Source organism: Streptomyces sp. JK94 (assembly GCF_053613315.1).
On the sequence record NZ_JBSICH010000037.1, the window covers coordinates 1 to 12,225 of the forward strand.

A 12,225-nucleotide genomic window follows, 5' to 3' on the forward strand; every position below is an offset into this window, starting at 1 on the left:
GCCGTCGCCCATGCCCTCAACTCCCGTCCCCGCAAGACGCTCGGCTGGAGGACACCGGCCGAGGTGTTCAACGAGCAGCTACTGTTGCTCCAACAGGCCGGTGTTGCAACGACCGGTTGAATTTGGTCAATATACGTCTCGTCAATTCCGGGCCACACTTGCGGAGTTGGACATCGGGCAGAGCGTCGGCCGAACCGGCTCGTGTTTCGACAATGCAGCGGCGGAGTGCTTCTTCGCCGTCCTCAAGGCCGAGATCGGAACGACGGTCTGGGCGACAAGGGCCCAGGCTCGGCAGGACGTTTTCCGATGGATCGCGGAACATTACAACCGGGAGCGACTCCACTCGACCATCGGCTACATCACGCCGTACGAGGCGAGAACCCGCTACCGGCAACGACTCGGCCTCGCGGCATGAAACGGAAGTGTCGGCACTCAAGGGGTCACTTCACTCCCCGTCCGCCCCGCCTACCGGCTCTACCGCGCCGAGTACATGCTCCGGCAGCAGGGCTGCGACGCGCTCGCTGATCTGTACGCGGAGACCGCCGACGAACTCGCCCAGCAGCTGGTCCTCACCGGGGTCGGCGGGCTGACCGGGTGGCGGCGGACCGCGGTGGCCACGGAGCGGGAGCTGCAGTCCGGCGGTTCGTCCTTCCGGCGGCCGCGCAGCGAGATGGACTTCGAGCTGGAATGGGCGGACCACGCCTATGACGCGATCCGTGCCGACACCCAGCTCGACCGGGTGGCGCAGACCGCGGCGTCCCATGGCTATTCCGCGGCCGACATCAATCAGATCTACAACCACCTGTTCATCGAAACGCATCAACTCGACGCGGGAATGCTGCGATTCGACGCCAATCCGCGTATCGCCAGGGCCTGGGAACGCCTTCAGAACGGAAATCCACACCCCAGTGATTTCGATCTGCTCGCACATGAACTGTACGAGTCGAACTGGATGCGTCAGCACGGCGACCAGAACTATCGCCGCGCCCATCAGGCGACCCTGGATGCTGGCCACACCTGGGACGAACATGCACCTGCGGCGGACGGTATAGGGTTCAGGTGATCAAATCCTGGCGCGAGCGAACTGGTGGGAATCCCCGTGACAGCATCACTGACGTGTAGGAAGATCCACTCTCTCGACGCGGGATCCGTCTACGCCTGGGAAACCGCGGAAGGTGTCACCGGAAACATCCTGATCGACCCAGAGGGGTCAGTCGCCCGCCCCTGCACGCTGGAGGGGATAACCCTCGGTGACATGCTCCTCGACAAAAACATCGGGAATGTGGAAAATCCCGACCCGGACCCGAAACTCCGCCGTGCTTTCCTGATCGCGGCATCGGCGATCTTCCAGGAAGGGGAGCGGCAGGGGCGACTGCCTGACAAGATCACGCGCACCTACTGGTAGGCGCCACGTCACCACCCGAGAGGCCGTGCTCTCCCAGAGCCCGGCCTCTCGGCCTTCCACTGTGGGGATGTGCTTCGGCCCATGAGAGCGGCGTGGCGGCCCATGGAGCGGACCCGGCAACGGCCCCACCCGCCGACTGCCCAGCGCGAGTATCTCGTCTGCCCTCGCCGCAGGGACATGACCTGTACATGCCATGATGTAGGACTCGGTGGACGTCCCACCTGCGGAGTTATTCCAGCCACGGGTCCGACGCAGGCAGGGCGGCGATGCGGCGCTGTCCCTGGACGGACGTCTTCATCTTCAGCTCGAGGTTTTCGTAGTAGAGGTTCGCCGTCACCGTGGCGAGCGCGTCGAGCTTGCCCTGTAGCTGAGTCGCCCTGGTGGTGGCCTCCCGGAGACGTTTGCGCAAGTCAGCGATGGTTTCGTCGCGTTGGACCTCTCCTGGCGTACGGAGCACAGGCCTGGCGACCTTGGCGTCCCACTCGGCCAGGCCCTCCTCGGCCCGGTGCACGGTGGCGTGGCTGACCTTCGCCTCACGCGCCAGGTTCTCCTTGGTCGCCGCGCCGTCGGTGTGCAGCGGCTCACCGGCAAGCAGACGGGCCATGGCCTCGTGCGCTTCTTCGAACACCGGCCTGTTGCGGTTCGTCGCCCGACGCGGTCCCCTTGGGCGGTTACGGCGGCTGGTCCTGTGTAATGGCCGAGGTCATCGTTCCCCCTGGGACGGTCGCTGCGGCAGAGTCATGAGGTCCAACGACACGGCTGCGATATCGAACACACGTCATTCGGTCGTGCTGGGAAGCCCGCTGTTTCCTGCGTCAGCGGTCCCTGCGGGCGCCCGATCCCTGGCCTGGCTTGGAGCGGCTGCGGGCAGGAAATGGCCGAAACGCCGACACCGCCGAACAGCGTGGGGGTGAACGGCGGGGGGCCACGGGTCGTCGCCTCCTGACCGGGGTCCAAATCGGCCCGCAGCAGCTTTTCCAGCTCTGGCGTGGCCGACCGTGCCCGTCAGAGCTTCATGGTGGTGGGCGGACAGGACGCCGGCTCCCAGCCCGGCCGCGGCGATCACCGCGGTCAGCGCGACTGTCGCCACGTTGTCCGGGGTGGACGAGGCGACGGGGTGGTGGAAAGCGTCTCGCGCGGCGTAGGCGTCGAGTCGGGCCACGCTGACGAGGGAGTCGAGTACGCGGGCGGCGTGACGCCCGGTGCGGTCCGGTTCCAGGGCTGACAGGCCCGTCCGGGTCTGGAAGGCGGCGGTCGGCGGATCGGGATGGTCAAGGAGCGGGACGGCTGCGTTCATGGTGCGCTCAAGATCGGCTTCGGAGACGGGGCGTCTGCGGGCCGGCAGTGGGCGTGCAGGAGGAGGACGACGGCTTCCTTCCAGGGCTCGGCGGGCTGAATCGTGTCGATCAGGTCGCGGGCCTGCTGGCCAGCCCCTGCTCCATCAGGGCCATGATCTTGATCTGGCGGCCGTCGAGGAGCCGGTCGCCGATGCCGCGGTGCTGGACCATCGTGTCGGCGGCCTCGGTCCACCGCCCGATCTGGGCGAGGGCACGGGCGCCGTCCACGAGCAGGGTGACGTACAGCTCCCGGCACACCGCGCGGTGGTCCTCGTCCGTGCCGGTCGGGGTCGAGAGGTCGACGGTGCGGCCGTCGATGTCGGTCTTGTTGCGGTGATGGGCAGCGTCGTTGAGGCAGTGCAACAAGCTGTAGGCGAGTTCGCCGTGGCCGGCGCGAGTCTGCAGCCGGGCGAGGTTGACGAGAGGCATCAGTGACATGACGGCGGCCCGTCCGCTGAGGCGTCCGGCGTCGGCGAAGACCTGGTGCTGGCGCCAGCACAGATCCTCGGCCAGGTCGGGCAGGCCGACGCCGGAGGCGATGGGAGCCGCGTAGGTGAGGACCCCCGCATGCTGCGTGAGCACATCGAGCACTTGGGTGTCGCTTCGGACGGGCGCGTGTTTCGTAACGCGGCCGGGAACTACATCGACGCCGCGGCGTACGGCACAACGTGGCACCGAGCGCGTGAGGCGGCGCTGACTCCGGACGAGCTCGCCCTCGGACTCGCGCAGCGGCCGTACGACCTGCGCCACGCAGGTATCTCCTTCTGGCTGGCCTCCGGCGTCGATCCCGCCGAGCGCGCGCGCCGGGCAGGGCAGGGCATTCAGGTGCTCTTCCGCTACTACGCCAAGTTCCCTGCCGAGGCGCGTCATCATGCGAACCGACTCATCGAGGACTCCACGCGACGGTGGGACGAGCGCGAAGACGATGCCGCTGCGCGTTAGTCCGTGCTTGCCGGGAAATGCCCCGGAACAGATGGTCAGAGATGGGAGACGGGTGGGACGAATCAGGAGTTGGGTCGGCATTCGCTTCGCGACTCAGGGTGAGTGTGACAAGGGTGCGTGACCAGGCAAGTCGCCTGGTCACGCACCCTTTTCTGGGTCTCTAGAAGAAGCCCGGCTTCTTCGCGGAGTACGAGACCAGGAGGTTCTTCGTCTGCTGGTAGTGATCCAGCATCATCCTGTGGTTCTCCCGGCCGATGCCCGACTGCTTGTAGCCGCCGAAGGCGGCGTGTGCCGGGTAGGCGTGGTAGCAGTTCGTCCAGACACGGCCCGCCTGGATGGCGCGGCCCGCGCGGTACGCGGTGTTCATGTCGCGGGTCCATACGCCGGCGCCCAGGCCGTACAGGGTGTCGTTGGCCGTCCTGACCGCGTCGTCGAAGTCGTCGAAGGACGTGACCGACACGACCGGGCCGAAGATCTCCTCCTGGAAGATCCGCATGCGGTTGTGGCCCTCGAAGATCGTCGGCTGGACGTAGTAGCCGCCCTTCAGCTCACCGCCGTGCTCGACGCGTTCGCCGCCGGTGAGTACCTTGGCACCCTCCTGCCGGCCGATGTCCAGGTAGGAGAGGATCTTCTCCAGCTGGTCGTTGGACGCCTGTGCCCCGATCATCGTTTCCGTGTCCAGGGGGTGACCCGGCCTGATCAGCTCGGTGCGGGCGACGGCGGCTTCCATGAATGCGGCGTAGTTGCCGCGCTGGACCAGCGCCCGGGACGGGCACGTGCACACCTCGCCCTGGTTGAGCGCGAACATCGTGAATCCCTCGAGCGCCTTGTCGCGGAAGTCGTCGTCCTGGGCCCAGACGTCGTCGAAGAAGATGTTCGGCGACTTGCCGCCCAGTTCCAGCGTGACCGGCCTGATGTTCTCCGAGGCGTACTGCATGATCAGCCGCCCGGTGGTGGTCTCCCCGGTGAACGCCACCTTCGCCACCCGCGGGCTGGACGCGAGCGGTTTGCCCGCCTCCACGCCGAAGCCGTTGACGACGTTCAGGACCCCGGGCGGCAGCAGGTCCGCGACCAGGCTCAGCCAGAGGTGGATGGAGGCCGGGGTCTGTTCGGCGGGTTTCAGGACGACCGCGTTCCCGGCCGCGAGAGCGGGGGCGAGCTTCCAGGCCGCCATCAGGAGAGGGAAGTTCCACGGGATGATCTGCGCGACGACACCCAGCGGCTCGTGGAAGTGGTACGCCACGGTGTCGTCGTCGATCTGGCCGAGCGAGCCCTCCTGAGCGCGGACCGCTCCCGCGAAGTAGCGGAAGTGGTCGATGGCGAGCGGGATGTCGGCCGCCAGCGTCTCCCGCACCGGCTTGCCGTTCTCCCAGCTCTCCGCGACCGCCAGACTCTCCAGGTTCGCCTCCATGCGATCGGCGATCTTCAGCAGGATGCCGGAGCGGTCGGTCACCGACGTGCGGCCCCAGACGGGCGCAGCCCCCTGCGCGGCGTCGAGCGCGCGCTCCACGTCCTGCGCCGTACCGCGCGCGACCTCCGTGAACGGCTGACCGTTCACCGGCGACGGGTTCTCGAAGTACTGTCCGCGCGCCGGCGGAACGTACTCGCCGCCGATGAAATGGTCGTAGCGCGACTGGTAGGAGACGATCGCGCCTTCGGTGCCGGGCGCCGCGTAACGGGTCATCCTGTCTGCCTCCCTCATCGAACACTGCCCGCCCTCGGACAGCTCCGCCCGGGAGGTTAGAAAGCGGCACGTTGCGCAGACGTTGCGTGGGCGGCGGCCCGCCGGCCCTGGACCGCCACCGTCCCGCAGGTGGTCACCACGTCCCGGGCGGCCACCCCCCGGGTGCCGTCAGCTCCGACTCCAGCGCGGCCAACCGGGAGCGGGCCGCCGCCGTGGGCCGTACCGCGACCAGGGCGCGCCACACGTCCAGGTCGTCCTCGCCCCACGGCGCGTGCGCCCAGTCGGCCAGCAGGTCGGGATCGTGACGGGCGATCAGCGCCGCGCGCAGGCCGTCGGCGAGCCGGCGCCTGAGCCGGACCACCGCCGGAGCCTCGGAGCCGGGCAACAGCGGACCGGCGTACGCCCCCGCGGCCGCCGTCACCGCACCGGCCCGCAGACGCCGCTCGACCACGGCGGCGTCGGACTCGACGGCCATCGTGAGCCGATACGGCCGTGACGCCAGCCAGTCCGGCCCCAGGAGCCCACGCAGCCGGACCAGTTCGGCGCGCAGCGTCACTGGAGGCACTGCCTCGTCCTGGTACAGCGCGCACAGCAGCTCGTCGCCGGTCAGGCCCTCCGGGTGGTGGGCCAGCAGCACGACGATCTCACTGTGCCGCCGGCTCAGCCGGAGTCGGCGGCCCTCGGCGCTCAGCAGGGCCTCGTCGCGGCCCAGGGCGGTCAGCCGGGCCGCCTCCGTCGCGGAGGGCTCCGGGGTCAGCAGCGCCAGATGCGACTCGGCGGCACGCGCGACGGCCTGGACGAAGCCCAGACTGTGCGGGTGCGCCAGGCCGTCCCCGCCGGTAATGTCCACGGCACCGAGCACCCGGCCGGTGCGGGGGTCGTGCACCGGAGCCGCCGCGCACGTCCACGGCTGGACCCGCCGGGCGAAGTGCTCGGCCGCGAAGACCTGGACCGGACGGCCGACCGCCACCGCCGTGCCGGGCGCGTTCGTCCCGACCGCGGACTCCGCCCACCGGGCACCCGGCACGAAGTTCATCCGCCCCGCCCGGCGCCGCGTGGCCGGATGGCCTTCGACCCACAGCAGTCTGCCGTGCGCGTCGCACACGGCGAGCAGGTGCTCGCCGTCGGCGGCGAACGCGCCGAGGAGTTCCCGGACCAGCGGCATCACCCGCGCCAGTGGATGTTCGGCCCGGTAGGCACCGAGGTCTGCGTCCATGAGTTCCACGCTCGCGGCGCTGTCCGGGCCGACGCCTGCCCGGACGGAGCGTCGCCACGACTCCGCGACGACGGGGCGCACGGGACGCGGTGCCGTCCCCGCGGCGGTGAAGGTCTCGTGCGCTCGACGCAGTGCCCGTGCGTGTGCGACGGGGTCTGCCCCCGGCTCCAGAGCCAGCCACGGATCGGTCAACTCGGCCTCCCCGGAAGGTGGTGCGGTGGGGACATCGTCACTCCGCGGATACGCCCGGACAACCTTTTCGACCAGCGGGATCACCCGGTCGCAGACCTGCCCTGGTCGGCCGCGGGTCAGACGAGGTTGACCAGCCTGATGTAGCGGGTCCAATCCCACAGGGGCCCCGGGTCCGTGTGATCGCTGCCCGGTACCTCGTGGTGCGCGATGATGTGGTTGCGGTCCTTGGGGATGCCGTATCTGGTGCAGATCGCCGCGGTCAGCCGGGCCGACTGTTCGTAGAGGGCCGTGGTGAAGTACTCGGGCCGGTCCACCCATCCCTCGTGTTCGATCCCGATGCTGCGGGTGTTGTAGTCCCAGTTCCCCGCGTGCCAGGCCACGTCGGCCTCACGGACGCACTGGGCCACGTGTCCGTCGGAGGACCGGACGACGTAGTGCGCGGAGACCTGCTTCTGCGGGTTCTGGAAGATGGAGAGGGTGTCGGCGTACGTCTCCTGCGTGACATGGACGACCACGTGGTCGACGGGGTAGGAGGTGGGCCGGCTCGACCGCGTGTAGTTGGAACTGCTCGCCGGCTGCCACTCGGCGGAGGGATGGTCGACGACGGCGGGCCGGGCGGCGGCCTGGGTGCCGGAGAGCAGGGCGTACGGGACGGTGGCGAGTGCGGCGCCCTGCAGGAGCCGCCGCCTCGTCGGAACAGGTACGGTCCGTTCCCTTTCCATGGGTCTGCCCTTTCGTGGTGGTGGGGGGGCGGCCCGCGACGTGGCCGACCAGGAGGCTCGGACGTCCGCAGCCCGCTGCGTGGGATGTGGCGGTGCGAATCACGGTACGGGCGGCAGAGGTTGTGCAGTAGGCTGCCGCGCCGTTCCGTGGACGGACGCCGCCGTGTGGACATCACGCTCACTCGATCGCGTGAAGAAGTGGTGGCGAGCGGGCGGGACGCCCGGTGTGGAGGGGCGGGGCGAGGACAGTACCGGCGTCCCTCCCGGCCTCGGCAGTCGTTCAGCCGTAGCCGTAGCCGTAGCCGTAGCCGTAGCCGTAGCCGTAGCCGTAGCCGCAACGGCAATCGCAGCCTCTTCGCCGTCACAGCCGCAGCGCCGGAGCCGTCGCCGTACCGCCATCGGCGAGGAGGCGACCTCTGCGAGGCGCACCTCGGCCCCCAGGGGCGGCCACCGGAGGGGTTCAGGCCCGTTCGGCCACCACCGCGGGGTCGTCCAGGACGGCCCGCACCACCGAGTGCGCGGCACCGAGCAGCGGACCCTGCGGGCCCAGCACCGACACGGAGACCGGACAGGCCGGGCCGGCCGTGCGCCGGGCCAGTTCGTCCCGCAGGGAGGGCACCAACCACGGAGCGAGCCCGGCGAGTGCTCCTCCCAGCACCACCCTCTCGGGATCCAGCAGGTTGACCGCGCCGGTCAGCGCGATGCCGAGTGCCCTGCCCGCCTCCCGCAGGGCGTGCCGTACGGCTTCGTCGCCCTCCGCCGCACGTCCCGCGAGCAGGCCGACCCGATCCTCGCCCGGTTCCACACCGGCCGCGCGCAGTACCGCCTTCTCGCCGGCGTACTGCTCCAGGCACCCTCGTCCGCCGCAGGGGCACTCCGGTCCGTCGGGGTGGACCGGGACATGGCCCAGTTCACCGGCGAATCCGCGGGTCCCGCGCAGCAGCCGCCCGTCGACGACGACCGCCGCACCGATGCCGATCTCGGCCGACACGTGCAGGAAGTCCCGTGGGGTGCCGTCACCGAGCCAGAGCTCGGCGAGTGCGCCGAAGTTCGCCTCGTTGTCCACGGTCGGCGGCAGGTCCGCGGGCAGCAGTGTGCCGAGGTCCGCGTCCTGCCAGTCCAGGTTGGGAGCGCGTACGACGGTCCTGGCGTCCCGCGCCACCAGACCCGGAACGGCCACCGCGAGACCGGCGGGCCACAGCCCCTGCGACGTGGTCTCCGACACGACCTGCCGTACCAGACCGTTCAGCTGCTCGACCACCGGCTCGAGCGAGCGGCCCCGGTTGCTGCCGTACCGCACGACCCGCGACCGCACCTGGCCGCGCAGGTCGACCGCGCAGACCGCGAGGTGGTCGACGCCGATCTCGGCGCCTATGCCCGCCGGGCCCTGTGCGCTGACGGCGAGCGCCGACCCGGGTCGGCCCACCCGGCCGGGGCGCTCGGGGCCCAGTTCCTCCAGGAGCCCGGAGCGGACGAGTTCGTCCACGAGGGTCGACACCGCCGCTCGCGTGAGCCCGATCCGTGAGGCGACGGCGGCTCGGGACAGCGGGCCCTCGGCGCTGACGGTGTGCATCACCCGGGCGAGGTTGCGGCGGCGCATGCCCTGCTGGGTGTCGGGCAGCGGGCGCCCGCGGCGGGCCGGCCGGTCTTCGTGCGGCGGTGCGGTCATGCCTCCGTCAGTCCTTGGTCGCTCCTGGGCCGGTCCGGTGCCGCTCCGCGGTCGGTCCGGCACTCGTCCACGTCCCCGCCGACGCGCCCCGGCGTCCCGAGCCGGCCGCGCCCGCCGGGAACGGCCCGCGACGAAGGCCCTCGGCGGCGTCGCCCGCGCGAACCGGTCCTCAGCGGGTTTCCGCGGTCCGTCCCAGCAGTGGTGCCGCGTCGGAGAGTACCCCGGTGATCCTGGCCAGCGTCGCCTCGTCCCGCTGCACGGCGTCGAGCACCGGCCCGGCGGCCGTGTCCCAACGCCGGGCGACCGCTGCCGCGTCCTCGCCGGTCAGCAGGCCGGCCGCCTGCGCGGCGGCACCGAGAGCGACCAGTTCCCGGGCCTCGGGAATCTGGACGGGCCGCCCCGACAGCCGTCGTACGGTCTGCTGCCAGGCGGTCCCGCGCGCGCCGCCGCCGATCAGCAGCAGGGGCACCGAGGGATCGGCGTCGGCGTCGAGGACCAGGTCGAGCGCTCCGAGCAGCGAGTGCACGGCACCGTCGTACGCGGCCTGGAGCAGCTGGCCGGCCGTCGTGTCGTGGCGCAGCCCGTACAGGAGGCCGGAGGAGTGCGGCAGGTTCGGTGTGCGTTCGCCGTCCAGGTAGGGCAGGAGGGTGATGCCGGTGTCCGGTTCGACGGCTTCCCTGTCGAGGCCCAGCAGGGCCGCGACGCGGTCGACGGCGAGCGTGCAGTTGAGGGTGCAGGCCAGCGGAAGCCAGTCGCCGCGTGCGTCCGCGAACCCCGCCACGGTGCCGGTCGGGTCGGCGGGCCGGCGCTGCGACACGGCGTACACGGTGCCGGACGTGCCGAGGCTCATGACCGGCACGCCCGGACGCAGCCCGAGGCCCAGTGCGGCGGCCGCGTTGTCGCCGGTGCCGGCGGCGACCAGGGTGCCCTTGGAGAACGGCAGGCCGTGACCGTCACGCACCGTGCCGGCCACTTCGCCGGGCCGCACCACCCGGGGCAGCAGCGCCGGATCGAGTCCCACGCGCGCGAGGATGTCCTCGTCGTACGCCTCCGTGCCGGACGCCCACCAACCGGTGCCGGACGCGTCGCCCCGGTCGGTGGTGCCCTCACCGGTGAGGCGCCCGGTGAGGTAGTCATGGGGGAGGCGTACGGCCTTCACCGCGCGGACCGCCTCCGGCTCGTGCTCGGCCAGCCAGGCCCATTTGGTGACCGTGAACGACGCGCTGGGCACGCTGCCCGTGCGCTCCGCCCACGTCCGGGAGCCGCCCAGCTCCTCGATGAGCCGACGGGCCTGCGGGGCCGAGCGGACGTCGTTCCACAGCAGGGCCGGGCGCACCGGGTCGCCCTGGGCGTCCAGTGTCACGAGGCCGTGCTGCTGGCCGCCGATCGACACCGCGGCCGCTTCGCGAGCGGCGTCACCGCACTGGTGCAGCGCTTCGCACAGCGCCTCCCACCACTGACGCGGATCGCTCTCGCGGCCCGCTCCGGAGGAAACGGTGTGGGGCGCCTGGCCGCTCGCGACGACCTGGCCGGTGGCGGTGTCGACGACCAGCGCCTTGGTGGACTGGGTGGACGTGTCCACGCCGACGACGAGCGGACCCTCGACTGCTGGCATCGGGCTTCTCCCTCTTCCGCGGCTCCGCGGGATCTGACTGGACGGTGGGATCTGACTGGACGGTCTGGACCGCTAGACGCCGGGACGGTGTGGACTGCCCGGGTGGGCACCGGCTGACCTGCGGTTGTGCGGTTCTCCGGGCCCCGGGGCCGGACGCCACTCGTAGGGGGACACCTTGTCCCTTCCCAGGAGCGTGTGTGCATACTAATTTGTAAAGCGCCATGACGAAATAGTCGGAAGCGTGTGATCGGCAGCGAGTGAGGAGCCGCGGAATGAACTACCAGCCCACTCCCGAGGACAGGTTCACGTTCGGTTTGTGGACGGTCGGCTGGCAGGGCCGGGACCCCTTCGGCGACGCCACCCGGCGTGCGCTGGACCCGGCGGAGTCGGTGCGGCGTCTGGCCGAGCTGGGCGCGTACGGGGTCACGTTCCACGACGACGACCTGATCCCGTTCGGGTCGAGCGACACCGAGCGCGAGGAGCACGTCAAGCGGTTCCGGCAGGCGTTGGACGCGACGGGCATGAAGGTGCCGATGGCGACGACGAACCTGTTCACGCATCCGGTGTTCAAGGACGGCGCGTTCACCGCGAACGACCGTGACGTGCGCCGGTACGCGCTGCGCAAGACGATCCGCAACATCGATCTCGCGGTGGAGCTGGGCGCGAGCGTGTACGTCGCCTGGGGCGGCCGGGAGGGCGCGGAGTCCGGTGCGGCCAAGGACGTACGGGACGCGCTGGACCGGATGAAGGAGGCTTTCGATCTGCTGGGTGAGTACGTCACCGAGCAGGGCTACGACCTGAAGTTCGCGATCGAGCCCAAGCCGAACGAGCCCCGCGGTGACATCCTGCTGCCGACGGTGGGACACGCGCTGGCGTTCATCGAGCGCCTGGAGCGGCCGGAGTTGTACGGCGTGAACCCGGAGGTCGGCCACGAGCAGATGGCGGGGCTGAACTTCCCGCACGGGATCGCGCAGGCGCTGTGGGCGGGCAAGCTGTTCCACATCGACCTCAACGGTCAGTCGGGCATCAAGTACGACCAGGACCTGCGGTTCGGCGCGGGTGACCTGCGGGCCGCGTTCTGGCTCGTCGACCTGCTGGAGCGGGCCGGGTACGCGGGGCCGCGGCACTTCGACTTCAAGCCGCCGCGGACCGAGGACCTCGACGGGGTCTGGGCGTCGGCGGCCGGCTGCATGCGCAACTACCTCATCCTCAAGGACCGGGCGGCCGCCTTCCGCGCCGACCCGCAGGTGCAGGAGGCGCTGGCCACGGCCCGGCTGGACGAGCTGGCCCGCCCGACCGCCGAGGACGGTCTCGCGGCTCTGCTGGCGGACCCGACCGCGTACGACACCTTCGACGTGGAGGCGGCCGCCGCTCGCGGCATGGCCTTCGAGCACCTCGACCAGCTCGCGATGGACCACCTCCTCGGCGCCCGCTGAGCGGCCC

At 70.8% G+C, this 12,225-nt stretch carries 12 protein-coding genes; 5 read left to right on the plus strand and 7 right to left on the minus strand.

Going from position 1 to position 12,225, the window contains the following annotated elements:
- Positions 1–166 precede the first annotated feature (166 nt).
- The 3 genes from ACVV2G_RS27875 (at position 167) to ACVV2G_RS27885 (ending at position 1,405) form a co-directional block, all read left to right on the plus strand.
- The gene (locus ACVV2G_RS27875; RefSeq protein WP_453845529.1) at positions 167–415 is read left to right on the plus strand and encodes an integrase core domain-containing protein; all 249 of its coding nucleotides are present in this window, start codon (positions 167–169) and stop codon (positions 413–415) included.
- 75 nt (positions 416–490) lie between these two features.
- Positions 491–1,063, plus strand: a complete 573-nt coding sequence (locus tag ACVV2G_RS27880) for a hypothetical protein (protein ID WP_453845530.1) — start codon at positions 491–493, stop codon at positions 1,061–1,063.
- Positions 1,064–1,099: 36 nt separating this feature from the next.
- On the plus strand, positions 1,100–1,405 hold the full coding sequence (locus ACVV2G_RS27885) for a hypothetical protein (protein ID WP_453845531.1): 306 nt from the start codon (positions 1,100–1,102) through the stop codon (positions 1,403–1,405).
- 229 nt (positions 1,406–1,634) lie between these two features.
- Here ACVV2G_RS27885 and ACVV2G_RS27890 read toward each other — a convergent pair whose 3' ends face one another.
- Together ACVV2G_RS27890 and ACVV2G_RS27895 are read right to left on the minus strand one after the other, a co-directional pair.
- On the minus strand, positions 1,635–2,009 hold the full coding sequence (locus ACVV2G_RS27890; protein WP_453845532.1) for a hypothetical protein: 375 nt from the start codon (positions 2,007–2,009) through the stop codon (positions 1,635–1,637).
- Positions 2,010–2,811: 802 nt separating this feature from the next.
- Entirely contained in the window at positions 2,812–3,324 is a 513-nt protein-coding gene (locus ACVV2G_RS27895) for a hypothetical protein (RefSeq protein WP_453845533.1), read from the minus strand.
- On the opposite strand from ACVV2G_RS27895, the gene ACVV2G_RS27900 reads away from it, so the two are divergent.
- Positions 3,310–3,684, plus strand: a complete 375-nt coding sequence (locus tag ACVV2G_RS27900) for a hypothetical protein (RefSeq protein WP_453845534.1) — start codon at positions 3,310–3,312, stop codon at positions 3,682–3,684. The genes ACVV2G_RS27895 and ACVV2G_RS27900 overlap by 15 nt on opposite strands.
- Positions 3,685–3,844: 160 nt before the next feature.
- On the opposite strand, the gene exaC is transcribed toward ACVV2G_RS27900, so the two are convergent.
- From exaC to xylB, 5 genes are all read right to left on the minus strand, one after another.
- Positions 3,845–5,368, minus strand: coding sequence for an acetaldehyde dehydrogenase ExaC (gene exaC, locus ACVV2G_RS27905; protein WP_453845535.1), 1,524 nt, complete (start codon positions 5,366–5,368; stop codon positions 3,845–3,847).
- Positions 5,369–5,501: 133 nt separating this feature from the next.
- Positions 5,502–6,776 (minus strand): GAF domain-containing protein, encoded by a 1,275-nt coding sequence (locus tag ACVV2G_RS27910; RefSeq protein WP_453845536.1) that lies wholly within the window; start codon positions 6,774–6,776, stop codon positions 5,502–5,504.
- 116 nt (positions 6,777–6,892) lie between these two features.
- Positions 6,893–7,498, minus strand: coding sequence for an N-acetylmuramoyl-L-alanine amidase (locus ACVV2G_RS27915; RefSeq protein ID WP_453845537.1), 606 nt, complete (start codon positions 7,496–7,498; stop codon positions 6,893–6,895).
- A gap of 460 nt (positions 7,499–7,958) precedes the next feature.
- Entirely contained in the window at positions 7,959–9,167 is a 1,209-nt protein-coding gene (locus tag ACVV2G_RS27920) for an ROK family protein (RefSeq protein WP_453845538.1), read from the minus strand.
- A 169-nt stretch (positions 9,168–9,336) separates the two neighbouring features.
- Positions 9,337–10,782, minus strand: coding sequence for a xylulokinase (gene xylB, locus ACVV2G_RS27925; protein ID WP_453845539.1), 1,446 nt, complete (start codon positions 10,780–10,782; stop codon positions 9,337–9,339).
- Between the two features lie 272 nt (positions 10,783–11,054).
- Here xylB and xylA point away from each other — a divergent pair, with 272 nt between their 5' ends.
- Complete coding sequence (xylA, locus tag ACVV2G_RS27930) at positions 11,055–12,218, plus strand: xylose isomerase (RefSeq protein WP_453845540.1); 1,164 nt, start codon at positions 11,055–11,057, stop codon at positions 12,216–12,218.
- Positions 12,219–12,225: the final 7 nt, after the last annotated feature.

What these genes read in the sequence shown, in the direction of transcription:
- exaC (WP_453845535.1), bottom strand. Translation starts at nt 5,368, where the DNA reads ATGACCCGTTACGCGGCGCCCGGCACCGAAGGCGCGATCGTCTCCTAC.
- ACVV2G_RS27900 (WP_453845534.1), top strand. Translation starts at nt 3,310, where the DNA reads ATGCTGCGTGAGCACATCGAGCACTTGGGTGTCGCTTCGGACGGGCGC.
- ACVV2G_RS27915 (WP_453845537.1), bottom strand. Translation starts at nt 7,498, where the DNA reads ATGGAAAGGGAACGGACCGTACCTGTTCCGACGAGGCGGCGGCTCCTG.
- xylB (WP_453845539.1), bottom strand. Translation starts at nt 10,782, where the DNA reads ATGCCAGCAGTCGAGGGTCCGCTCGTCGTCGGCGTGGACACGTCCACC.
- ACVV2G_RS27920 (WP_453845538.1), bottom strand. Translation starts at nt 9,167, where the DNA reads ATGACCGCACCGCCGCACGAAGACCGGCCGGCCCGCCGCGGGCGCCCG.
- ACVV2G_RS27880 (WP_453845530.1), top strand. Translation starts at nt 491, where the DNA reads ATGCTCCGGCAGCAGGGCTGCGACGCGCTCGCTGATCTGTACGCGGAG.
- ACVV2G_RS27890 (WP_453845532.1), bottom strand. Translation starts at nt 2,009, where the DNA reads ATGGCCCGTCTGCTTGCCGGTGAGCCGCTGCACACCGACGGCGCGGCG.
- xylA (WP_453845540.1), top strand. Translation starts at nt 11,055, where the DNA reads ATGAACTACCAGCCCACTCCCGAGGACAGGTTCACGTTCGGTTTGTGG.